We start from the raw sequence: 25,702 nt of genomic DNA, 5'->3' as shown, positions 1-25,702 counted from the left end.
TTATTTTCCCTTAAAACTCCAGTAATCAGCAGATCAGAGCCTGAGGTGCCCAGTGCGATATTTTGTAAAGCTAATCATTATTTTTAGCTGGTTAACCATCTGGAGTATTTCTGCGCCTGCTGCAATATCAGAAAACTTGCAACAAAAGCTAAACGAAATTGTTGCTCTTGAAGACAAACAGCGAGCGCTTTTAAGTTTAGAACAGTTATTACAATCCCACCGCCTTACCCCAAGTGTACGTGCTGAAATAGCACTCACTCAAGCTCGAATTTATGTTGAACTCAAAGAGTTAACAGTCGCTTTAAAGGTGTTGCAAGAGGCCAGCCTTCGAATTAATGGGCAGGGCTTAGATAACATTGAGTCTAAAATAAATAAAGCCATTGGCGTGGTTTATTATTACAAGAGTAACTACCCACAAGCGCTAATTTTTTATGACAAAGTAAAAGAATATTATCAAACATCAGAACAGCCTCTAGCATTGGCTCATATGTATAACAATATAGGTCTAGTGCAGGCTGCTATGTATGAAATGAAAGATGCACTGTTAAGCTATCAACAAGCTGAATCCCTTTATAAAATACATGGCAGTGCTGTTGATTTAGTCGACCTAAAAATGAATGTGGGTGGGTTATTTTTTCGCACCTCTCGTTACGATACTGCAATTGATATATACAACGAAGTGATTGCGGGTTATCGCGAATTGAACGACGAAGAAGGACTTGCATTAACTTACGGCGACATCGGGAACTCTTACCGCAGCGCTAAAAAGTTTGAACAATCAGAATACTATTTAAAGAAGTCATTTAACTATTACAAAAAAACTGATAATAAATATTTTATGGGCTCACAGCATAATAATTTCGCAGAGCTTTATAATATGCAAGGTCGCCATGTTGAAGCCATGCAACATGCAGAACAAGCTGTGACTCTGGGACTTCGGTGGGAGCATTATACGGTTTATGCCGCTGGGCTAACAAATTTAGCTGTTGCGCAGTTCGTTATTGGTGATACTGAGAATGCGATTAAAAATGTTAATTTATCTATTGCTAAATCGAAAGAGCTCAATGAAATTCAAAAGGTTAATGCCAGCCAAATGGTTCTTGCGTTGTTTAGATCGTCAATTGATGAACGAGCTGAGGCGGTCAAAGGGTTTTATCAATTTAAGGGCAAACAAGAAGAGCAATCGAATAAAGGGTTAGAGATAGAACTTGCTCAATATAGGGCATTACTTGAGTCGGAGCAGCTGCAAAAAGAGGTTTCTGAATTAACACAAAAAAGAGCAATACAGCAATTAAAACTCGATAAGGCAGAGCAAGAGCGTTACTTTATTTTACTGGCGTTGTTTCTGATCCTATGTATTGGTTTCTTTATCTATCGCCGTAATATCGAGCGTGATTTAAAGCGCCAGCTTTCGTTGCAAGTCAAACAACGAACTCAAGAGTTAGAACTGTTGATGGATGACCTTCATCGGGCGAATGAGATTAAGAGTAAATTTCTTGCCAATATGAGCCACGAAATACGAACTCCATTAACAGCCGTTATCGGTCAGGCTGAAGCAATTATCTGCGGTGATGTGGATGAAGCATACATTAATAAAGAAGTTGAAATCATCTTTAACAATAGTAACCACTTACTGAATTTAATTAATGATATTTTAGATCTCAGCCGAATTGAGGCCGATAAACTTGAGCTGGAAATTAAGCCGCATGACTTACACGCTTTGCTCGATGAGTTGGTGGACTTGTTTACTGAACAAGCGGTTAAAAAAGGCCTTCACTTTAAAATTGTTCGAGATATCCCACAACCAATGTTTATTGAAGTGGATAGAATTAGGTTATTACAAATTCTAATCAACCTTTGCTCTAATGCGATTAAGTTTACCCATAAAGGGCGTGTTGATCTGGTTGTGGTTATTGACGGTAGTGATTTAACGTTTAATGTGATTGATACAGGAATTGGCCTTGCTGCGGAGCAAATTCCTCTGTTATTCCAAAATTTTACTCAAGGAGATAGCTCGATCAGTCGCCGTTTTGGTGGTTCAGGGCTAGGGCTATGTTTATCGCAACAGCTGGCGACAATGATGCAAGGCGTTATTGCCGTGCAAAGTTTACAGGGTAAGGGGAGCTTATTTTCGTTAAAAATACCTTACATCATTTGTGATTCTGTCAACGAAGCATCTAAGCAGCAGCTAATGCAAGTCGATCATCAAGAGCCAATAACGGCATTAACAGGAACAGTGCTGGTGGCCGATGACCATGCCGATAATTTGAGGTTGGTCAGCCGACTATTGTCCTCCGTTGGACTAACGGTTGTTGAGGCTATGAATGGACTAGAGGTGCTGACCCAAGCAGAATTACATAACCCTGATTTGTATTTACTTGATATTCAAATGCCTGAGATGGATGGCATCGATGCGTTAAAAGAGCTACGCCAACGCGGTGTTAAACAACCTGTGATTGCCTTAACCGCTAATGCTATGTCGCATGAAGTGGAACAATATTTGAGTGTCGGCTTTGATGATTTTATTAGCAAGCCAATTGCTAGGCTTTCTTTTATCAATAAAGTGGGAACTTATCTTGGTCAGGTAATAGCGCCTTCAGATCTGAGCTCTGTCGATGAGGTTGATACTTCAGATTTGACCCGTAGTTTTATCGCTGGTTTAGATACGGAGCATCAACAATTGACGTTAGCGCTTAAGCAGTTTGATTACAGAAAAGTGGCAGTAATATCCCATCGTTTAGCTGGTGCGGCATTAATGTTTGGTTTTTCTGATATTGCGAGTTTAGCGATTAACCTTGAAAGGCAGATTAATGACAAGCAGTATCAAAGTATCAAAGGGCTGACGATAGAATTATTGGCTGAATTACAAAAGCTTGCTATGACTGGTTCGACAAGCGAACGTTAATGAGTGGATCGATTTTAGCGGGTAGTTTGAATGAAGTGTGTTGACAAATACATTGAGCTAATACGTGAAGGATGTATTATATTTTAGAAGCATAATAACAATTTGTTGGGGTGTTGATGAGGTATTGGGTTGGAATAGTCGTTTCATTAATTTTCACAGTGACGAGTCATGTGGCAATGGCTACTGGCACACTTGAAACCAACACTGTAAAACAAAAGCCTGCAAAAAAACTTAGTTTTGTGCTTGTCTCTCCCACCAGTAATGATGAAGGTTTTTGGGGAGACGTTCATAACTTTGCTCGGGCGAGCGCCAATGACTTAGACGTTGATTTTAGCGTTGTTTATAATGCCTCTCACCATGGGTTGACTTACCTTGAAATAATGGAAGCTCTATTACGTTCACCTAAGCGCCCTGATGCTATCCTAGCGGTATCCTATCGTCGAAGAACTAAAAAAATACTTGCCTTATCCGTTAAATATAAGATTCCTATCTTCTTAATTAATAATAGCTTGCCTCATGAATCAAGAGAGGCAATTGGTTTACCGCGTGTAAATTACCCTACTTATTTAGGTCATATGAGTGCCAACGATTACGATTTAAGTAAACAACTCACCAAGGTGTTAGTCGCACAAGCAAAAAAGGATATTCCAACTCAAGTTGTGAACGTTGTTGGCATCAGTGGCTCTCGTGATGCCCCCGAGACATTTAATCGTAATATGGGGCTCAGAGGAGTTATAGAACAAGATCCGATGGCACGACTATTTCAGGTGGTTCATGCCGATTGGCAAGGCGCGGAAGCGTTACGAAAAACGACTGCTTTAATTAAACGTTATAAGAATATTCATGTTGCTTGGTATGCGAGTGATTTGATGGCTTTACATAGTGCTAAGGCATGGAACTCACCACTCGAAAAACACGTAGTTAGTGGTGGTTTTGATTGGACTAAAGAGGCGATAGCAGCAATTAAACAGGGCAAGTTAGATGCTACCGCGGGTGGTCATTTTACCGATGCGGGTTTTGCCGTCGTACTACTTCATGATTATTTTCATGGCAAAGACTTTGCGGAAGTTTTTCCATTAGTCAGCTTTTCTTCCGGTGGGGTTATACACCGTGCTAACGTTGATAAATATTATGAACTGTTAGTTAACAAAGATTGGGATGGTATTGATTTTAAAAAATACTCTCGAGTCTATTACCCTTCCCAGCAGAGTTATGATTTTTCAATTGAACGCTTATTAAATGACTAGCTACTATTCTTTTTGGAGAGAACGATGAAGCGCCAATCCATTTCTTCACGGATAAATATTGTACTTGTATTGATCTCTGTGTCGGTTTTAATTTTTTCTTTAACCGTGATTGTGCTGGTCAATCAAATCAAAAACGCGACAAAGGAAGTGACAACCCATGACATGCCTGCAGCGCTGAATACCCTTGCTATGTTAGAAGAACTTGGCGATATGAATTCTAATTTACTGGAATATGTTTTAGGAGAGCCAGAAGAGAAACAAGAGTACTTTGGGAACTATGACGAATTCAATCGATTCAAAGAGCTAATTCCTACAGAAATCGCACAATATAATGATATTAAACGGGTAACTCGAATTGTTAATGCTCATAAAGAGCAAGCACAAAGCCGTGTTTTTGCTGTTTATAGCCCTTACAGTGAAGCCTTAGCCGCTGAGCAAATTCAGCATCTAATCACTAATGTTGGCGAGCCATTAGAGCGTTTACTTGATGAATTAAAAGAAGAAGAAATTGCCGATGTTGGTTCTGTCAAAGATCTCAATGATGTGATTAATGATGATCTTCCTGGAGTACGCTTTTACTTGGAACTTACTGACGAAGCAGGGGATATGCTGTCTGATTTGGATCGCTTTGTTATGGGAAACCTTGATGCTAGAGGATCGTTCTTTGCTAACGCACTTCAGTTTGCGTCATTTTTAGAACAGCTAAAACCACTAGAATTGAAGCCTCAAGAGATTATTAGAATTAATGAAATTGAACGTTTATTTAATGAATTAAAATCGGGTGGGGAAAAGGTGTTCGTTAGCTACTCAACGCAAACTAAAAAGAATGCAATGCAAGCCATAGATGATTTAGAGCATCAAAGCTTCACTGAGGCAGAGAAGTTATTAGATGCTCTATCTTCTGAAGCTCGTGAAAATGTTAATCGCTCGATGGTTGGGCTGGGCAATGTTGCTAACCATCTTGTGATTGTTTTAGTCAGTGCTACCGTATTGATTGTTACATTGACTTTCGCCATGACAATTTATACAAGAAAAATGGTTTTTATCCCACTGAAAACCATTACCAAATCTATTGATAAATTAAGGGTAGGCGAGCGAGATTTTGAATTAGAGGTGGCAGATCGCAATGATGAACTCAGTGACGTTTTAGTGAGCTTACAACAACTTAAATTAGAGTTGTGTGAATTGGATGACTTGCGCGAACGGAAAGAGCGAATGCAGAAAGACTTAATGAAAGAGCGAGATACAGCAACAACGGCTCTGTCGCAGTTAAAGGATACCCAAGAGAAGTTAGTCTCAAATGAAAAGATGGCATCTTTGGGTAACCTAGTGGCTGGGGTTGCTCATGAAGTGAATACGCCATTAGGTGTCAGCGTAACTGTATCGACGACTATTGCAGAAAATATGAAAGGCTTTTTAGAGCAAGTTAAATCGGGGGCTCTTAAACGTTCTTCGTTAGATAATTTTGAGGTGAAGACTCAAGAGGCGTTAACAATTCTTGATCGTTCGCTAGAACAAGCTTCTCACTTAATTCATAACTTTAAACAAGTCGCTGTGGATCAAACAAGCTCTAAAAGACGGAGCTTTAATTTAGCAGAAACAGTTGATGAAATTACTTCAACGTTACACCACCAAATAACTCGAACAAATATTAACTTTGTGACAGAAGGTGATAATGATATTGTCATGGATAGCTATCCAGGGCCATTAGGGCAGGTGATTACGAATTTATTTAACAATGCGATGCTACATGCGTTTGACGGTAGAGAAGAAGGGGAAATAAATATTAGATTTTCATTGGTGGGTGATAAGGTCAGATTCTTATTCTCTGACAATGGATTAGGCATAGCAGAGTCCAACTTAAATCAAATTTTTGATCCTTTTTATACGACTAAGCTTGGTGAGGGGGGCTCAGGGCTAGGTCTTAATATCGTTCATAATATTGTTTCTCATGTTTTGGGAGGCAGTATTAATGTTGAAAGTCATGTTGGGACTACATTTGAGATGATGATCCCTATTGTTGCACCGAGCAGTAAGGAGGCTTCTAATGTCTGATATTCCTTTGGTGATAATTGAAGATAATGATTGTGAGCAACCGAAGTTACCACTTGATTCATGGAAAGTCGTTATTATTGATGATGAGCAGTCCGTACATGATGTAACAAAACTCGCATTAAGCGACATTGTTATTCAAGATAAACGCTTGGAGTTTTATAGCGCGTACTCGGCTAAAGAGGGCTTTGATTTGTTGGGGCAGCATCGGGACTGTGCTGTTATTTTACTCGATGTGGTGATGGAAAGCTCTGAAGCCGGACTTGAATTAGCCGAGCGAATTAGGCATGAATTGCACATGGAAATGGTGCAGATTATCCTCAGGACTGGTCAACCGGGCTACGCACCTGAAGAGGATATTATCAAGCGCTATGAAATTAATGATTATAAGACTAAAAATGAACTAACCAGAAATAAACTCTATACGGCATTAGCTACTGCGATTCGATCGTTTGGCCACTTAAGCGCAATTTCAGAAAGCAAGAAAGGTCTACGTAATGTGATAGATGCGTCTGCCAATTTAATGAAAGAGCATTCAGTCCATGACTTTGCATCGGGTGTGCTACAGCAAATCAACGCCTTATTAAAAATTTCAACTCCAGGAATTTTCTGTGTTTCTCAAAGGCCGCTGCTGGAGGCTGATAATAACGGCCACTTGGTCAAAGAGTCTTACCTTGTTGTGGCAACATCAAAGAAGTTTAGTGAGATTTATGGTGTAAAAATTGATGAGATTAGTCAACTAGAAGCAAGAGAAATTGCACAGCTAGCCTTATCAACCAAAAAACACGTGTTTAATGACTCGATGACAGCGCTCTTTTTATCAACGCCTTCAAACTGGACAGGGGTTGTGGTGCTTGAAGGGCAGGTTAGTTTATCTCGAATTGATGAAGAGCTCTTGCAAGTTTTTTGCTTAAATGTAGCACTAGGGCTCGAAAATGCTAAATTTTTTACTCGATTAAATAAGGCTGCTTATTATGATGGAGTGACATCTCTTTTCAATAATACAGGGTTTATCGAAAGTGCAAAAAAAGTGATTCAACAAGCGAATGAAAGGGTGACGCTTTTTGTCATTGATATCGATTACTTTCATGACATTGTTGAGAGTTTAGGTTTTGAGTTTGGCAATAAAGTATTGAAGGCGATGACGTCAAACTTAAAACGAACCTTTTCCGCGCATAGTGTAATTTCACGTCTTCACTCTGATGTATTTGCTGTACTACTAGCTGATACTGATATGACGGTTAAAGACGTTGTTAAAGAATGTTCTAAACCCTTTATCGTCGAAGGAAGCTCTATTCGTTTAGGAGTGTCAATTGGAGAAGCTCATCATGAATCTGCTGAGGCTAATTTTAATGTAGAAACGGTTTTACGTCACGCCAAGATAGCTCTTCGTGTGGCTAAAGAGAGTAAGCGCGGAGCTGGACAAGAGTTTGAGCCTCATTTTGAAGATGAAGCAAGAAGTCGATTAGGTATTTTAGCTGACCTACGTAACGGCCTTGATCAAGAAGAACTTTTTTTAGTTCTTCAACCTAAGGTGTCGATGGGGACTGGTGAAGTGGTGGGCTATGAAGCGTTAGTACGCTGGGAACATCCACAAAAGGGTATTATTCCACCCAATGCTTTTATTCCAGTTGCCGAGCAGTCAGGAATGTACTTTGATATCGATATGTATGTCTTTAGAAAGTCATTAGAAATTTTAGAGAAACATCCTAATATCACCAAACCTATTTCTGTAAACATCTCGGCTAACTCATTACATCACAGTGAGTTTATTGAAGAGTTAAAGGCAGTAATGAACACTCACCCCTTTGATATTAATAAAATTGAATTAGAGATCACTGAAAATGCTTTGGTACGAAGTGATATGGCAATTCAACACTTAAATGAACTTAAAGCACTTGGCTTTGTGTTGTGTTTAGATGATTTTGGTGCAGGTTATTCATCATTGTCTTATTTATTAAAATTGCCACTGGATGTGATAAAAATAGACCGCTCATTTGTTAACTATATTTCTGATGATTCAAATGCAATGTTTGTTTTAAAGGGGATGCTACAAATTTGTTACGATTTGAATAAAACGGTGGTGGTTGAGGGGGTGGAGACATTAGAGCAAGTCGATTTACTCACTCAACAAGGAGTCGATATTGCGCAAGGCTTTTATTATTTTAAACCGATGTCGATTGATGAAATATTAGTTAATGCTTGTTAATTCGCTTAATTCAAATCTAAATGAGAATAGCTATTGTTTAGTGGGGTTGTGCGAGATCTCTCACAAACAAGTAAGACTTTGTATTTTAAGATAGCATGATTCTGATGACTCAAACTTTAAGTGGTTGATAGTTATATTTTTATTTATTTAGGGATGTTAAGGGTAATCGCTGTGGGCTATTTTTATTTTTTGACTACCTCGATCGAATTATCTAAATCACCTATTATTTATCTCGTAGGAAGCACGGGGACATACGGAATGTCTCTTCTGGTCAAGGAACGGATAAAAGACCGCCGCCAAGAAGGCAGCAATGGAATAAGGGCTATGGATAGATAGCAGGGCTTGCTTAGAGTATTACATGACTTAATACTGGGTTAAACGGATTAACCTATATCAATGGATTGATAATAACGAAAGGCGTAACTTAGGTTACGCCTTTGTTGTTTCTAGTGGCATAACCACGCACTGAACTTGAAAAGACACCTATACTTATCAATACCAAGAATGATTGATAAAAGTGTTCTGTGCCATTAATAAATATAAGAACAAACCTCAGCATCAAAAGTAAATTAATGGTGACATTGATCACTGCAGTGGTTTGCTTTGGGCTTATTATCTGTAGTTTAAGTCTGTGGCAAGTCAATCGCGCGACTGAACAGTTAATCAATAATCATTTAAATAATTTAGTTCATGATAGTCAATGGACGATTAATCATTTTCTGAGTCGCCAGTTAATGTCCCAAAAACAATTCGTCAATGCAGTCTCTGCTGCCGAGCCTCGCTACACTCCTCATGTGTTTAAAACCTGGCTTGCACAACAATCAGTTAATAAGACCGACATTCAATCTAAATACACGCCATCAGTTGCTATTTTTGACCATAGCGGTGTCGCTATTTCTCAACAGAACTATCCCGTCAATTTTATAAACCAACAACAGATGATGGCTCAGGCAGCCATTAATAAACCTCACATTGAACTGCTTTATTCAGAAAGTGATGATGCTTACCTTATTCATTTCATTCATGCTATTACCTTTGCGAATAACGAGCTTGGTGTCGTTACTTTTCTTCGACCTTTGGCCTCTTTGAATGAGATGGTTGCTGAAAAAGTCGTGGATCACAGTTACTTTCCTATCGATGTGTATTTTGCTCATGTGGATACATTCGTTCCGATTGCGGTTTCCTCTGAGCAACAGCAGATCAAAGCACTGGCTCTGTCACCTTATCAATTAATAGTGAACTCACCTGCAAAATTAATAACGACTCAAGATCAAAACAACAATGTGTTATACGCCAAAGCTAAACTGCTTAAACCATTTAATATCACAGTGGTTGTGACTCTACTTCAGGAACAAGTATTTGGTTTAATCTACAGCTATTCATTGGTGCTGATAGTGACGGCTCTTATCCTATTTATCATTGTCAGTACGGTCTTTCACCGCTTAATTGAAAAGATGATGCAGCCCGTGACGACACTCGTTCATTCTAGTGAGGCACTGTCGCTTGGCAATGTTAACGTGAAAGCTGAAGTCGATAGTAATGATGAATTTCAAATACTAGCGACTTCCTTAAACCAAATTGGCAATAAATTGAGTGCATTAATGACTCTTGAGCAGTTAAAGCAGCAAGATATCTTGAATTATTTAACTGAAGCGGTAGTAATTACAAACCCTGAAGGCGTTATTATTTTTGCTAATAAAGCCGCCGCAGCCATGTTTGGTGATGATGAGTTTGGTTTATTAGGTCAGAGACTTAACAGCTTTTTACTATCAGCGCAGTCTAAGGCTTTACCCGATAATGAAGCTTTGCAATGGCAAGATTTATTGGGACGTGAAGTGGAAGTGAAACGCAAAGATGGCAGTTTATTCTTAGCCAATATAACGGTGACTACGGTAACGCTTGAACAAAGCATTCAATGTGTTGCTGTCATCAAGGATGTCACTGAAACATTCAAGCGAGAAAAAGAACTTAAGCGTTTAGCATTACACGACGCGTTAACTGGCTTGCCGACACGCCGCTTACTCCATGAAAGGATGGAAGTGGCGATAAGCCGGGCTAATAGGAAAGAGACTTCATTTGTTATTTTGTTCTTAGATTTAGATAACTTTAAAAAAATTAATGATGATCACGGGCATTCTATTGGTGATACGGTGTTAATTACTGTGGCTGAGCGACTGAAAAATACCGTCCGTGACGTCGATACCGTTACACGCTTTGGTGGTGATGAGTTTATTGTATTAGCTGAAGATATCGATACAAGGTTCGATACATTAAGTTTGGTCAATAAAATTAAAGCGAATGTAGCTAAACCGATGGTCATTGACTTTCAAGCGCTAGAAATTGGGATTAGTATCGGTATAGCGACATACCCTTACGACGGTTCGACGATAAAGGAGTTGATTAGGAAGTCTGATGAAGATATGTACCACAATAAGAGAACAGCAAGTTAATACCTAATATGACCTATCTAAATCAAGACGTATTTGTTGCTCTGGTATATGTCAGTCATTCTCAAATTCCAGAGAGTGAGCTAGGGGCACAGCTTAAGCATATTGAACAAACAACGATTATTTCATGACTGGCGGCAAATGCAGGTCATCACAGAAAGCCAGCACTTCCCAGAGTTAGACCGATTTTTTGAATTTCTTGGTTCACTTGAAAGCTTCAGTCTTAGTGCTGAAGAAGCAGATTTTATGATGACCTTTATCGCCCGCTTTAAGGATTAATTGACCAATCACCTTGATTGACTTTCCCCCTCATTCCTTTTACCTCTTCTAGTTCATTAGTCTAAATTACACTCACTTTGTCGACAATCTGAGCCTTTAAAGTTGACGGATTACATTATCGTGACTATATTGTCGACAGTTGCTTAAAACATTTGAATTTGGAAACAATGACATTTTTTAATGAAAACCCTGTTACCGCCGCAGATAAAACCTTCTATCAACTTCGTAAGGACATTGTTGAAGGTGATATAACCGCAGGTGCTAAGCTTAGTGAAACTGAATTGTCGACAAAGCATGCAGTGAGTCGAGCGGTGGTCCGTGAAGCAATTAACCGCTTAGAGTCGTGTCATTTAGTTGAACGAAAAGCCAATGTTGGTGCTCGCGTTGTCGCATTAACGCCTGAAGGGTTAATCGAACTTTATCAAGTTCGTGAGTCGCTTGAAGGGATGGCTGCTCGCCTTGCCGCAACCAATATGACAGAGCATGAAATTGCTGAGCTTCAATTACTTTTAGATTCACATTCAGACAAAGTGAGAACCAGTGCTAATTATTACCAAGAAGCAGGTGATGTTGATTTTCACTATCGTATTATTCTTGGCAGCAAGAATAACCATCTTATTTCGATGCTATTAGAAGGGACCTATCATCTTGTGAGAATGTATCGCGTGCAATTAGGTATGGCGGGTGAGCGAGTGAGTACGGCTTTTGATGAGCATAAACATATTGTTCAGGCGATCACTAATCGTGACCCAGAACTAGCTGAAATGTTAATGCGTCGTCATATTTTATATTCCAAAAATAATATTGAACAAAAATTACTAAAACCAAATAACGATACGTAACTAGAGAACGACAAATTAATAACGTTAAGAGAGAGAATCGCATGAGTGCAGGTAAAAAGTTTCGTCAAGCATTAGCTGACAATAAACCACTTCAAATCGTCGGTACAATAAATGCCTATTCCGCCATGATGGCTAAGCAAATTGGCCATCAAGCCATTTATTTATCGGGTGGCGGTGTCGCGAATGCCTCTTATGGTCTACCGGATTTAGGTATGACGTCACTTAATGATGTGATTGTTGATGTCCAACGTATTACCGCTGCTTGCGATTTACCATTGTTGGTTGATATTGATACTGGTTGGGGTGGTGCATTTAATATCGCGAAAACAGTTCGTGATATGGAAAAGGCGGGCGCTGCTGCAGTGCACATGGAAGATCAAGTAGCACAAAAACGCTGTGGTCATCGTCCTAATAAAGAAATTGTTTCGACAGAAGAAATGGTTGATCGCATTAAAGCGGCAGTTGATGCGCGTACGGACCCTGACTTTTTCATTATGGCGCGTACCGATGCTTTTGCTCAAGAAGGCTTAGAGGCAGCAATCGAGCGCGCTAAAGCCTATGTGGCCGCGGGCGCTGACGGAATTTTTGCTGAAGCGGTAAAAACAGAAGAGCATTATCGTGCATTCTCAGAAGCATTAGATGTACCAATTTTAGCGAATATTACTGAGTTCGGTCAGACTGAGTTGTGGAATAAAGAGCAGCTGGGCGAATGGGGCGCAGCGATGGTGCTCTACCCCTTATCTGCCTTTAGAGCGATGAACAAAGCAGCAGAACGCGTTTATCAATCTATCCTTAATGAGGGCGATCAAAAGGCGGTGGTTGATACGATGCAAACCCGGATGGATTTATACGATTACTTAGGCTATCACGACTACGAGCAAAAGCTGGATAAGTTGTTCTCCGAAGGTAAAAACAAATAATAAAAACAAGCCAGTAGTGCCTTTATATGGGACTTTGATGGCAATAAGTAATAACAGCAAAGCTGAGAATAAGTAAAACAATTATAAATAAAACTGCACCTGATGAGCGACTCTTAGGTGTAATTAAACAATAGTGACAGAGGAAAATTGCAATGGTTGATAAGAAATTAGGTGGTGCAGGTTTACGTGGTCAAAGTGCTGGTGAAACAGCGTTATGTACAGTCGGGAAGTCGGGGAGCGGATTAACCTATTGTGGTTATGATGTGGCAGACCTTGCTGAAAACGCAACCTTTGAAGAAGTTGCTTACCTGCTGTTTAATGGCGAAATGCCAACAGAGTCACAACTGGCTGCTTATAAAGCAGAGCTTAATGACCTACGTGATTTACCACAAGCACTAAAAGAAGTCTTACAACGTATTCCTAAAGATGCTCACCCAATGGATGTGATGCGCACAGGTTGTTCATTCTTAGGTAACCTGGAACCAGAAGAAGACTTTTCACAGCAACAACGTGCTTCAAATCGTCTATTAGCCGCATTTCCTGCCATTATGTGTTACTGGTATAAATTCTCACATGACGGTGTAGAGATTGACTGTACTTCAGATGAAGACTCACTAGGGGGTCACTTCTTACGCTTACTTAATGGTACAACGCCATCTGAACAACACCGTCGCGTGATGGATGTGTCGCTTATCTTATACGCTGAGCATGAATTTAATGCATCGACCTTTACTGCACGTGTTTGTGCCTCGACTTTATCTGATATGTTTTCATGTATTACCGGTGCTATCGGTACATTGCGCGGTCCATTACACGGTGGTGCTAATGAAGCGGCCATGGATATGATTGAGCGCTTTAAATCACCAACTGATGCCAAAGAGCAAATGGCTGGTATGCTTGAGCGAAAAGAAAAAATTATGGGCTTTGGTCATGCGATTTATCGTACTTCTGATCCGCGTAATGTCATCATTAAAGAGTGGTCACAAAAACTGGCACAAGAAAATGGTGATACCTCACTTTACGATATTTCAGTAGCTTGTGAAGAGTTTATGTGGGACACCAAAAAACTCTTCTGTAACGCTGACTTCTTTCATGCATCAACCTATAACTATATGGGAATCCCAACCAAATTATTTACACCTATCTTTGTCTGTTCACGTTTAACGGGCTGGGCAGCTCATGTAATGGAGCAACGCTCAAATAACCGCATTATCCGCCCAAGTGCAGATTACACTGGTAGTGAGCCAAGAAAGGTTGTGCCAATTAGCGCGCGTTAATCTTCGTTTTAAATTACTTATTGAGCCAAACGGCTTGGCTCAATAAGTCGATCTCTTGGAATATCCTATGAATAGCAATTACCGAAAACGGCTCGCTAATAGTGAGCTTGACTACTTTGATACACGAGCGGCGATCAATGACATTACACCTGGCGCTTATGAAAAACTTCCTTACACCTCACGCGTACTAGCAGAACAGCTAGTCAGGCGCTGTGACCCACAGTCATTGACTCCATCGTTGGCACAATTAATTAACCGCAAACAAGATTTAGATTTCCCGTGGTATCCCGCTCGTGTGGTTTGTCATGATATTTTAGGTCAAACGGCCTTGGTTGATCTCGCTGGCTTACGTGATGCGATTAGCGAACAGGGCGGTGATCCAGCAAAAGTTAATCCGGTGGTACCAACCCAACTAATTATCGACCATTCGTTAGCTGTTGAACATGGTGGCTTTGACCCAGACGCCTTTGATAAAAACCGCGCGATTGAAGATCGCCGTAATGAAGACCGTTTTCACTTTATCGAGTGGACCAAAACTGCCTTTGAAAATATTGATGTGATCCCAGCTGGGAACGGCATCATGCACCAAATTAACTTAGAAAAAATGTCACCAGTGATTCAAGCGCGAGACGGTGTGGCTTTTCCTGATACCTGTGTCGGTACTGATAGTCATACGCCTCATGTCGATGCCTTAGGGGTCATTGCCATTGGTGTCGGCGGCTTAGAGGCTGAGAATGTGATGCTTGGGCGTGCGTCTATGATGCGCTTACCGGATATTGTTGGAGTGAAATTAACGGGTAAGCGTCAGCCGGGTATCACGGCAACGGATATAGTATTAGCGATTACTGAGTTTTTACGCCAAGAGCGTGTTGTTTCTAGTTACTTAGAGTTCTTCGGAGATGGCGTAACAGATTTAACCATTGGCGATCGCGCGACCATTTCAAACATGACGCCAGAGTTTGGCGCAACCGCCGCGATGTTCTATATCGATGAGCAAACCATCGATTATTTGAAATTAACTGGACGTGAGCCTGAGCAAGTAGCCTTAGTTGAAAACTATGCCAAAGAAACGGGTTTATGGGGTGATAGTTTAGAGACTGCCGAATACGAACGTGTATTAACTTTCGATTTATCAACGGTGTGTCGTAATATGGCTGGTCCATCTAACCCACATCGTCGTTTACCTACCGCTGATTTAGCTGAGCGCGGTATTGCCAAAGACTGGCAAGAGCAAGCAGGCGAGATGCCTGATGGCGCGGTGATCATTGCAGCCATTACCAGCTGTACCAATACGAGTAATCCTCGCAATGTTGTCGCAGCAGGGTTAATTGCCAAGAAAGCCAATGAACTTGGCTTAGTGCGTAAGCCTTGGGTGAAATCATCTTTCGCGCCAGGTTCTAAAGTCGCGCAGTTATATTTACAAGAGTCAGGCTTATTACCCGAACTAGAGCAACTTGGCTTTGGTATTGTTGGTTTCGCTTGTACTACCTGTAACGGCATGAGTGGCGCGCTGGATCCTAAGATCCAACAAGAGATCATCGACCGCGATTTATACTCAACAGCCGTATTATCAGGCAACCGGAACTTCGATGGCCGAATTCATCCTTATGCGAAACAAGCGTTTTTGGCTTCGCCCCCGCTAGTGGTAGCTTATGCCATTGCCGGTACGATGCGCTTTGATATTGAAAAAGATGCTTTAGGGACTGATTCGCAAGGGAATCCGATTACCCTCAAAGATATTTGGCCAAGCGATGAAGAGATCGATGCAATTGTTTCTTCAAGTGTAAAACCGGAGCAATTCAAGCAAATCTATAGCCCAATGTTTGATTTAAAAGTGGATTACGGTCAAGACACCAATCCATTATATGACTGGCGTCCACAAAGTACTTACATTCGCCGACCGCCATACTGGGAAGGTGCATTAGCGGGTGAGCGTACGATGAAAGGGATGCGGCCGTTAGCGGTACTTGGCGATAACATTACCACGGATCATTTATCACCCTCTAATGCGATTATGCTTGAAAGCGCTGCTGGTGCCTATCTTGATAAAATGGGCGTGCCAGAAGAAGACTTTAACTCGTATGCAACGCATCGCGGTGATCACTTAACCGCTCAACGTGCGACTTTTGCTAATCCGAAGTTACTTAATGAAATGTGTCGTGATGAACAAGGAGAGATCAAGCAAGGGTCTCTGGCGCGCATTGAGCCAGAAGGCACAGAATCTAGAATGTGGGAAGCTATTGAAACCTACATGGACCGTGCGCAGCCGTTAATTATTGTCGCTGGTGCTGACTATGGTCAAGGTTCCTCTCGTGATTGGGCGGCTAAAGGTGTTCGCTTAGCAGGTGTTGAAGTAATTTTAGCCGAAGGTTTTGAACGTATTCATCGCACTAATCTAGTTGGTATGGGGGTATTACCACTTGAGTTTTCTCAAGGGCAAACCCGTAAAACTTTTGATATTGATGGTTCTGAAACCTTTGACGTGATTGGTACGCCTGCTCCTGGGGCTTCATTGAAGGTGGAAATGACGCGGCGTAATGGTGAAGTCATCATCATTATTGTTAAATGTCGTCTCGATACGGCAGAGGAAGTGTCTGTGTACTCTGCTGGTGGTGTACTACAACGCTTCGCGCAGGACTTCTTAGAGTCGAATGCTTAATTTGTCGAGTCGCAGCACAGAGTTATAGGTGAGATCATGGGCAGTGAGGTAGGGCTCGCTGCTCATGTTCAAACCGTCATTTGATAGGATTTTTCATGGCACATTTAGCGCAACTAAAAATACCCGCAACCTATATGCGTGGTGGCACCAGTAAAGGGGTGTTTTTCAATTTAACTGACTTACCGCCAGCAGCTCAAGTGGCAGGGGCGGCACGTGATGCATTATTGTTACGTGTCATTGGTAGCCCAGATCCTTACGGCAAGCAAACTGACGGGATGGGCGGAGCGACGTCAAGCACCAGTAAAACGGTGATTTTGGCGAAAAGCTCACAAGTGGATCATGATGTTGATTACTTATTTGGACAAGTTGCTATCGATAAACCATTTGTTGATTGGAGTGGCAACTGTGGTAATTTAACCGCTGCGGTAGGTTCATTTGCGATTAGCTCGGGCTTGGTCGATGATAGCCGTATACCAGAGAATGGTGTTTGTACGGTGCGTATATGGCAAGCCAATATTAATAAGACGATTATTGCGCATGTTCCGATGACTAACGGTCAAGTTCAAGAAACGGGTGATTTTGAGCTTGATGGCGTGACCTTCCCAGCAGCGGAGGTTCCCGTGGAGTTTGTTGATCCTGCCGATGGTGAAGGCGCTATATTTCCAACGGGTAATTTAGTCGATCAATTGGAGGTGCCAGGTGTTGGTACGTTTAAGGCGACTATGATTAATGCGGGTATTCCGACTATTTTTTTAAACGCTGCGGAGATTGGTTATAGCGGCACAGAATTACAGGATGTGATCAATAATGATGAGGCTGCATTAGCAAGGTTTGAAACAATTCGTGCCTATGGTGCAGTTCAAATGGGACTAATTAGCGATATCAGCGAAGCAGCGGCTCGCCAGCATACACCTAAAGTCGCTTTTGTTGCGCCGGGAACAGACTACCTTTCGTCAAGTGGTAAGCAAGTATTGGCACAGCAAATCGATCTTAATGTCCGTGCGTTATCAATGGGTAAACTCCATCATGCGATGATGGGTACTGCTGCTGTGGCCATCGGTACCGCTGCCGCGATACCCGGTACGCTAGTTAACCTTGCTGCTGGTAGCGGTGAGCGTGATAGTGTCACCTTTGGTCATCCGTCAGGTACGTTAACCGTCGGCGCACAAGCGCAGCAACAAGACGGACAATGGCAAGTGCTTAAAGTGGGAATGAGCCGCAGTGCTCGAGTCTTAATGGAGGGCTGGGTTAGGGTGCCAGCGCATTAAAATCGGTGACGTTAAGACAGCTTTTCACTTAAAGGTAAGCAATTAAATTACGGGTCGCCTTTCTTTTGGTTACTTTTCTTTGGCGAAGCAAAGAAAAGTAACTGGTGTACTCAAGAAAGCTTCACATTAATCAGCAACTCTACTTAGCACATCAAAGAGCAGGTGGCATTAACAAATCGCAATAGCTAACTAAGACATAGCTTTTATTATGGTTAAATATACGTTAGATAAGTGGTGATTGATCTAGCGTATATTTATCTCCTATTAGGTTGTTATCAGATACATTATTTTCATTGATAAGTGCTATGATGGCTGTATAAAGGCCTTCAAGAGGTATTCTACAATGATGTTAAATACTCAACTGGTTAAGCTGTTTTTATTTTCTATTGGCTTTTTTATCACTATCGTTATCCCGTTGAGAGCAGAATCACAGGTCTCTTTCTCGCAAGAATCAACGGTTAAACTTCCAGATTTCAAAGTGTGGCGAGCGGTTAACTTATTTGAACCAGCAGGGTTCAAACAAATCCAGCAAGCCTATTATCAATCAAAGCCTCTTAACGAGTTAACCATTGGCTCGTCAGGTGCTTATATTGCTCGTGTATCCCTTGAAAACAGTCATGCTCAAGCGCGCAGCTGGTACGCGTCACCTAGTGCGAACTTCATTGATGCTGGCGTAGCCTATTGGAAAAGACGTGATGGTACATTAATTAAGTTAAATGGATTCTCTCAAACTCAGGATATTAATACTCCCGTATTAATGCACAATCAAGCCGTCGGTTTTACGATTGAGCCCTATGAAACAGGTGAGCTTTGGCTGTATGTTAATGCAAAGCACTACGCGACCCCATTACACCTGACTATTTATAACCAGCCTGCTTTCTATCGTTTACAGCTCGTTGAAAATACGGTCACGATAGCTGCCATTACGGTCATGCTAACTTTAGCGTTGATAGCATTATTAGTGTTTATTCGAACTCGCTTAGCGGTGACGATAGCGTGTGCAGGTTATATTGGGCTTCACGGCTTAGGTTGGGCTGCTGCGTCAGGTCTCATCGATGATATCCTATTAACCAGTTCATTTAATTTTTCATATTTAGGAATTTACCTGTTCCCAGTCGCGATTGCATGCGCATGTCAGTTTACTAAGTTGTTATTTATCGCTGATACGGCAACGGCGTTGTCTAGTCATGGGCCTATACGTCTACACAAAACATTGACTCAAGTGCTTGATAGCTTAGCAGTATTGTGCTGCATATTGGCCTTTATTATGTTGTGGCTTGACTTCTCGAGCGTATTTCTCATATCGCACCTCATTGCCATGTTTTGGATTCCACTGGCGATATTTATTGGTTTTAAAATGTTGTATGTGAGTGACTTTCGGGCTAAGTATTTCTTATTCGGCAATAGCCTTTATTGCGTATCACTCCTCTATTATGTGTTATCCCATACTAACCTGATTGAAGGGTTAACCCATCCAGAGCTGATCGTTATGGTTGCGTTAGCGATTGATTGTATTTGTATTTTACTGTCGTTATCTGAGTGGCTCCGATTGCAACAGTTAGATTACAAACACCAATTTTCTATTGCGCGAATAGACTCGTTGACTCAAATCGCTAACCGTTATGCGCTCAATGAGAGTTTGGCTAAGCTCAGTCGCTATTATGCTATTGTGTTTATTGATTTAGATGGCATGAAGCAAATTAATGATCAATTAGGGCATGCGCAAGGCGATGCTTTCTTAATAAAAACATCCCAAGTCATGTCACAACGAGTCGCTGAATACGGTCAGGTTTTTAGAACGGGTGGAGATGAGTTTGTTTGGCTATTTAATACGGTGACAAAAAAGGACTTGCGTCGTTTAATTTGTCAAACAAAACTATGGATTGAGCAATGCGAAGGAGAGCTTCAACAAACATGGCCATTTGCAGGAGTGAGCTATGGTATTGCTGACAGCATAGAGACAGACAGCACTTCCGCTTGTTTAACTCTTGCTGATGAACGAATGTATCATAATAAGCAAGGTAAAGTTACCGCAGATAAGAGTGAATGGCCACTTACAACCTTGCAATAGATGCTAATGGTAAATTGAAATAGTCGTTATAGGTTAGCTAAGAAATTGTGTCTTTTCTTGCCTTGTCTTAATGACCTGCTTAAGTGACCGCTGGTTATTATTGTCTGATGGTATTATGACTATGCCTTCATGTTCTAATAACCATAACTTGCGTTCAGTGCCTCCGGCATATCCTGTTAATGAGCCATTAGCGCCAATGACACGATGGCAGGGTACGATGATAGTGATTGGGTTACGGCCATTGGCGCCACCCACCGCCCTGACTGACTTAGGGTTATTAATTTGTTGAGCGATTTGGCCATAAGATAAGGTTTGCCCAAATGGGATTTGGCTTAAACAATGCCAAATTTGTTGTTGAAATGGCGTCCCCTGTGGGGCTAATGGCAAATCAAACGTTTGTCGTTGTTTAGTGAAGTATTCAGCCAATTGCAGCTTACAACGCTTGGTTAGCTCATTTGTGATGCTTTGTGCTTCATTGACTTGGCTCGATTGCTCGCCACAAAAAATGACTTGAGTGATACCCTGTGACGATGCTTTAATTTCCATTAACCCTAACGGGCTATCGAAGTAGTCTGTAAACATTATAATTGACTCCATAATTGAAACGTTAGATAGCTTTGCCAAGGGGAGGCTAACTGCGGATCGAAAGTTTTCTCTGTCTGTGCTACGGCTTTTTTGACACCTAAGTCACCACCAAGGTAAACATCAGGGTCACTGAGTCCACGCATCTTAGCGTAATCAACGGTCCATGGGCCAATTCCTTTTAATTTAAGCCAGGCTTGTGGCTCATCAGGCTCGTTTGAATCAAGGTAATGTTGGGCTAAATTTCGTAACGTTTGTTTACGTGAATTGGGTATTCTCAAGAACACTAACTCGTTGTCAGCGATGGCTTGAGGAGTAGGGAACACTATCTTATCTCCCTGAGGGGTGCCTAATTCATGGACTAGTGTAGTGACCAAGTTCCGCGCTGCGGTGACCGATATTTGTTGGCCCAAAATTGCCCGAATGCCCGCTTCAAACATATTCCAAATACCTGGCAAGCGTAGCCCTTGTTTTAATTCAAATGCGTTATTGATGACACTGCCTAGGTCATGTTCGATAGCTTGTGTGTCGGCATCGAGATCAAGTAGACGTTTAATATTATAAATGATTGGCTGCAACTGGCTAAGCTCATCAAGTTCAATTTCAAGGCGGAAGCTGTGATTCTCATTCTGATGAAAAGCGGTAAACTTCCCAGTACTCTCAAGCCAGCTAAAACTGCGGCCGTAACTATTTTCATTGCACCATTCAAGGCCATTAATGGCTCTACTACTTAATAAATCACGTAACAATGGCCAATGATAAGGTGGACGATAGGGCACGATGAGCTCAATCGTTGACGTTGTCTGCTGAGTCGACTTTCGTACTTGAGATGGGGTTAACGCGAGTTGTGCTTTAAAACAGTCGTTAAATCGACGGACACTATTAAAACCGCTGGCTAGGGCAATATCTGTAATAGATAAACTGCTTTGGTGCAACAACTGTTTGGCGAATAAACATTGTTGATATAAGGCGTAAGCTTTTGGAGACATACCTAAGTGCTGTTTAAACAATTGACGGAGATATCTATCGCCAATGCCAAGCCTTAGAGCCAATTCAGGTAATGAGTTTTGCTGCAATGCCCCTTGGTTGATGAGCCTTATTGCTCGGTTTAATGTTGTATTTACCCCTTGCCATGCTGGTGAATCTGGCGCACTGTCTGGACGACAGCGTAAGCAGGGTCTAAAGCCTGCATTGGCTGCTTCTGTTGCACTAGCGTAATAAGTGACATTGCATTCTTTAGGGGGTGAAGCTGGACAAATACTCCGGCAATAGATCCCGGTGGTTTTAACGGCAGTGAAAAATCGTCCATCGAATCGTGGATCGCGAGATAAACGGGCTTTGTGGCATGTTGTCGGGTCTAAAAGCATTAAATAGTTCGGTCATAACGATTGAGTCAGTCGATCTACTATAGCCTAGGCAGTGAAAAACTCTAGCCACAATCGGTAGTGAAGGTTTGATTGTTCTGTTGAATGACGATACAACCAAACCTTCACCGAGTTATGCAATTTTAAACTGAGTCACCATGGTTTGTAGCTTGTCAGAGATAACGAGCAGTTGAGCACTTGAATCGGCGGTTTCACCTGTTGTTTGTGTGCTTTCATCACAGACCGTTCTGACATTTAAAATATTTTCGTTAATACTTTCTGCAACGGTGCTTTGCTCTTCAACGGCAGTTGCTATTTGCATGTTCATATCATTGATTGCAGTGACTGCCTTACGAATATCATCAAGCACCTGCCCGGTTAAATTTATTTTTCCAACACTCTCTTCAGTGTCTTCAATTCCTTTAGCCATCGCTGATACGGCCTCATTAGTCCCCGTTTGTAGACGCTCAATAAGTGTTTGGATCTCTTGAATTGAGTTTTGTGTTTTTTGTGCGAGTGTACGTACTTCATCTGCTACTACAGCAAAGCCTCGTCCGTGTTCGCCTGCTCGCGCAGCTTCGATCGCCGCATTAAGGGCTAATAAATTGGTCTGTTCTGCAATGTTTTTTATCACATCCATAATATGACCAATATTCTTACTTTCACGTTCGACAAGATTTAATTTCAGTGACGTATCTTGGATGTTTGAAGCAAGCTGGCTAATGCTGTCTTGTGTTTCAACAACTAATTGATAGCCCTTGGTAACGTCTTGATCTGCTTTACTAGAAATATCAGAGGCCATCATGGCATTGCTTGATACTTCCTGTACTGAGGCCACCATCTCTGTCATTGCTGTCGCCACTTGATCTGTTTCTGATTGTTGCTGTGCGGCGCCTTGGCTGGCTTGTTCACTCACCACTGATAGGCGGTTAGCTGAGTCATTCATTTCATTACTTACATCGGTAATTTCACCGATAATCACTTTGAGGCTCGCGGCAGTATTGCGCTGAGCATCCAGTAGTTGTCCTGCTTCATTACGCCCAGCGCGAGGAATATCACTCATTAAATCGCCTTTTGCCAATTGCTGCGCTGCTGAAACTGCTTGAAGGATGGGTTTGGTAATTGTACGGCCTATTGTGTAGGCGATTAACGCGCCTAAAGTAACTGCACCAATAGTAAATAGCGCAACCCAAGTCACACTCATGTCATTACTTCTTTGTAATTCTGGGCCTAATGTATCCTGATCTGCAATGATTGACTGTTTAAGGTGTTCAATTTCTTGAGTCAATAAACCACCAATTCGATTTAAGTGCTCTTCAACATATTGATGGCGTTGCTGAGTCAATTCGAACACTGACTTTAATGCTTGCATATACGCGATACGGCTCTGCTCAAAGCTTGCTAGTAACTCAATTCGAGTCGGGTTTTCAATGTTTTGCTGTAGTTTATTAAAGTGAGTATCTTTGAGCTCATGTAGTTGAGACAAGGCAAACTCATAATCGCTGATTAATCCACTGTTGAGGTACTTACTCACATAAAGACGGCCCAATAATAAGCTTTCTTGCACTTGGGCGGCGTAATAGGATGCGGTTGTATCTTTGTCACTGAAGGCTGATGCAATAACTTCGGTCATTGCTTTACGCATACTGCGTCCATTGGGGTCGAGCTGCTCGACCCTTACCTGTTCTCTTTGTTTACTTAGGAGAGCGACATTGCTAAACGTTGTTTTATATTCATCAAGGTGTGCTGAAATGGTTAAAACTAATTGCGCGCGCTGTGGTTTCTGTATTTCAACCTTGGCTTTCTCGAGCAATTGATTAGTTTGTTGAGTATGACGCTCAAACTGGTTTATCCAGCTTGGGTTTGAAGAGACAATATATTCTTTATTGCCAACTCTTAACGTTGAGATATTGGCTTGAAGCTCACTGGCCAGATTACTATCCCGTGCTAACCCTCGATAGTCTATAAACCCTTGCTCAGAGTTTTTTAGCCCGATAAAACCTGCAACTGAAGCGCAGGTTAAAATTAACATAACCAACGCAAATGAGAGTGCTATTTTTGTTCTTAACCTGAGATTATTGAGCATAGTAATTCCTTTTAAGTAGGAGTCAGCAAGTCTGTTAAAAGACCCGTGTCATATTATGTCTTCGCATCCATGCTAACCGTAATTATTCTTATTCGCAATGTTCGATTACGATTAATGAATTTTGGTTTGGTTATATGGTAGGTTTATTTGGAATAAGCTGTGTCTAAGCGGGTCTCGTGAGCTGTTTAGTAGTTTTTTCTAATGTTTTTATTGTTAATGTTGAGTGATTTTTGAGAGGTGAGTATAAGTATAATGGCTCTGTTTCTTTTTGTTGTGAGGTAACTTTTGTTCTTTTTCTAATAACGAAAATAGATAGTTTATTGAAAAGTCATAGCTGGTATTTTCTGGCTTATAAACCCTAGAATACGACTTAAAATCAATCGATGACCAGTCTTGTGCTAGCAGATGCTTCGCATATTGCTTTGCATTGTCTTGAGTCAATAGCTTACTTTCTGTAATTAGCATTAATGGCATAACATCAGCAAAATCTTTACCGTGTAAATAATCGTGCAATAAGATAACGGCGAACCCTGTATTAGCGAAATGCCCTCCGACACTGGCGGATAGCTCACCATCTAAAACAGCTTGTACGCCTGCTTTTGTCCAATCGATCCCCCCTGTGATAACGGTACGGCTATGCTCATTAATTGCTTTTTGGGTGTTAATAGCCAGCAAATCACTGGCACACCATATGATATGGAGGGGGTCATAACGTCTGAGTAAAGAAGAGGCTTGTTTATAAGCAATATCTCCTTCCCAGTTAGAAAACACCATTTGAGTCAGGCTCGAATTGTTTTCGCTAACTGCCATCATTAAACCATTATAGCGGCTTAGCGACTCAGGAGCTTCTCTTGAGCCACCGATCCCAGCGACTGTGACCCGTTGCTCTGGTGAGGACAGTGAAGCCTGCTTGATTAAATAGTTAGCTAATAAATAGCCCGAGTTTTGTTCGTTAGGAGTAATATGCCCCAAGTAAGTCTTATAGCGGCTGCGAGGAGGTCCTATAAAAGAGCTATCCTCTTCGGGAAGTGAGTTGTTGACCATAATCACTGGCACGTTGTAATAATGAGATAACGACAAAATTTTCTTGGTGACTTTGCGATAAGAGACAGCAATGATTGCGTCAGGGCGCTGCTCTTCTGGAACGGCCAGTGCTTGTTCAACTCGCTGTAGGTATAGCTTGCGGTTAATAATATCGCTGTAATTAATACTAAGTTGAATATGCAAGTCATCAGCGGCTGCTTGCGCGAAAGAAATAACGTTACGCCAAAATTTATTATCTTGCGTTGAAGGGGAAAATATCATCACATGAAATTGCTTTGGTTCTGCTTTAACTAGTTTAGTTTCACCGAAAGCTTGCTGGTTAAAGAATAGAATAAAGCAACAAATTAATGAGCAGGATAATATTTTTATCATGTGTTTATTTCGAAGCGTAAGGGATTTATTGCGGTGTAATCGCTTACACCGCAATAAATGTGATGAATAAAAAGGGGT

Annotated in this window: 16 protein-coding genes; 12 read left to right on the top strand and 4 right to left on the bottom strand. The window is 41.4% G+C overall.

Translation table 11 applies throughout. The features are described from left to right. Positions 1 to 52: 52 nt before the first annotated feature. From Q8W26_RS06480 to Q8W26_RS06425, 12 genes are all read left to right on the top strand, one after another. Entirely contained in the window at positions 53 to 2,905 is a 2,853-nt protein-coding gene (locus Q8W26_RS06480; RefSeq protein ID WP_305472819.1) for a response regulator, read from the top strand. Between the two features lie 116 nt (positions 2,906 to 3,021). Beyond that, positions 3,022 to 4,152 (top strand): ABC transporter substrate-binding protein, encoded by a 1,131-nt coding sequence (locus Q8W26_RS06475; RefSeq protein ID WP_305472818.1) that lies wholly within the window; start codon positions 3,022 to 3,024, stop codon positions 4,150 to 4,152. Between the two features lie 24 nt (positions 4,153 to 4,176). Next, the gene (locus Q8W26_RS06470) at positions 4,177 to 6,207 is read left to right on the top strand and encodes a sensor histidine kinase (protein ID WP_305472816.1); all 2,031 of its coding nucleotides are present in this window, start codon (positions 4,177 to 4,179) and stop codon (positions 6,205 to 6,207) included. Further along, positions 6,200 to 8,413 (top strand): EAL domain-containing protein, encoded by a 2,214-nt coding sequence (locus Q8W26_RS06465; protein WP_305472814.1) that lies wholly within the window; start codon positions 6,200 to 6,202, stop codon positions 8,411 to 8,413. The genes Q8W26_RS06470 and Q8W26_RS06465 overlap by 8 nt, the downstream gene beginning before the upstream one ends. A gap of 572 nt (positions 8,414 to 8,985) precedes the next feature. Further along, entirely contained in the window at positions 8,986 to 10,863 is a 1,878-nt protein-coding gene (locus Q8W26_RS06460) for a diguanylate cyclase (RefSeq protein ID WP_305472812.1), read from the top strand. A 138-nt stretch (positions 10,864 to 11,001) separates the two neighbouring features. Next, on the top strand, positions 11,002 to 11,139 hold the full coding sequence (locus tag Q8W26_RS06455) for a hypothetical protein (RefSeq protein ID WP_305472810.1): 138 nt from the start codon (positions 11,002 to 11,004) through the stop codon (positions 11,137 to 11,139). A gap of 167 nt (positions 11,140 to 11,306) precedes the next feature. Next, complete coding sequence (locus Q8W26_RS06450; RefSeq protein ID WP_305472808.1) at positions 11,307 to 11,981, top strand: GntR family transcriptional regulator; 675 nt, start codon at positions 11,307 to 11,309, stop codon at positions 11,979 to 11,981. A 41-nt stretch (positions 11,982 to 12,022) separates the two neighbouring features. Continuing rightward, entirely contained in the window at positions 12,023 to 12,901 is an 879-nt protein-coding gene (gene prpB / locus Q8W26_RS06445) for a methylisocitrate lyase (RefSeq protein ID WP_101214363.1), read from the top strand. Between the two features lie 152 nt (positions 12,902 to 13,053). Continuing rightward, positions 13,054 to 14,178: a 2-methylcitrate synthase gene (gene prpC, locus Q8W26_RS06440; protein ID WP_305472806.1), complete on the top strand. Its 1,125-nt coding sequence runs from the start codon at positions 13,054 to 13,056 to the stop codon at positions 14,176 to 14,178. Between the two features lie 67 nt (positions 14,179 to 14,245). Continuing rightward, positions 14,246 to 16,837, top strand: coding sequence for a Fe/S-dependent 2-methylisocitrate dehydratase AcnD (acnD, locus tag Q8W26_RS06435; RefSeq protein ID WP_305472804.1), 2,592 nt, complete (start codon positions 14,246 to 14,248; stop codon positions 16,835 to 16,837). Between the two features lie 95 nt (positions 16,838 to 16,932). Further along, positions 16,933 to 18,105, top strand: coding sequence for a 2-methylaconitate cis-trans isomerase PrpF (gene prpF, locus Q8W26_RS06430; protein ID WP_305472802.1), 1,173 nt, complete (start codon positions 16,933 to 16,935; stop codon positions 18,103 to 18,105). Positions 18,106 to 18,448: 343 nt separating this feature from the next. Then, positions 18,449 to 20,176 carry a diguanylate cyclase gene (locus Q8W26_RS06425; RefSeq protein ID WP_305472800.1) on the top strand — a complete coding sequence of 576 codons (1,728 nt, stop codon included), beginning with the start codon at positions 18,449 to 18,451 and terminating at the stop codon, positions 20,174 to 20,176. A gap of 33 nt (positions 20,177 to 20,209) precedes the next feature. Here Q8W26_RS06425 and Q8W26_RS06420 read toward each other — a convergent pair whose 3' ends face one another. From Q8W26_RS06420 to Q8W26_RS06405, 4 genes are all read right to left on the bottom strand, one after another. Further along, complete coding sequence (locus Q8W26_RS06420; protein ID WP_305472798.1) at positions 20,210 to 20,758, bottom strand: methylated-DNA--[protein]-cysteine S-methyltransferase; 549 nt, start codon at positions 20,756 to 20,758, stop codon at positions 20,210 to 20,212. Further along, complete coding sequence (locus Q8W26_RS06415; protein WP_305472796.1) at positions 20,758 to 22,125, bottom strand: DNA-3-methyladenine glycosylase 2 family protein; 1,368 nt, start codon at positions 22,123 to 22,125, stop codon at positions 20,758 to 20,760. The genes Q8W26_RS06420 and Q8W26_RS06415 overlap by 1 nt, the downstream gene beginning before the upstream one ends. A 130-nt stretch (positions 22,126 to 22,255) precedes the next feature. Further along, positions 22,256 to 24,208: a methyl-accepting chemotaxis protein gene (locus tag Q8W26_RS06410; RefSeq protein ID WP_305472794.1), complete on the bottom strand. Its 1,953-nt coding sequence runs from the start codon at positions 24,206 to 24,208 to the stop codon at positions 22,256 to 22,258. A gap of 213 nt (positions 24,209 to 24,421) precedes the next feature. After that, the gene (locus Q8W26_RS06405) at positions 24,422 to 25,624 is read right to left on the bottom strand and encodes an ABC transporter substrate-binding protein (protein ID WP_305472793.1); all 1,203 of its coding nucleotides are present in this window, start codon (positions 25,622 to 25,624) and stop codon (positions 24,422 to 24,424) included. Between the last annotated feature and the right edge of the window lie 78 nt (positions 25,625 to 25,702).

The organism is Psychrobium sp. 1_MG-2023, from assembly GCF_030689115.1.
Lineage (GTDB): Bacteria > Pseudomonadota > Gammaproteobacteria > Enterobacterales > Psychrobiaceae > Psychrobium.
This window is presented reverse-complemented; position numbering and strand designations above follow the sequence as displayed.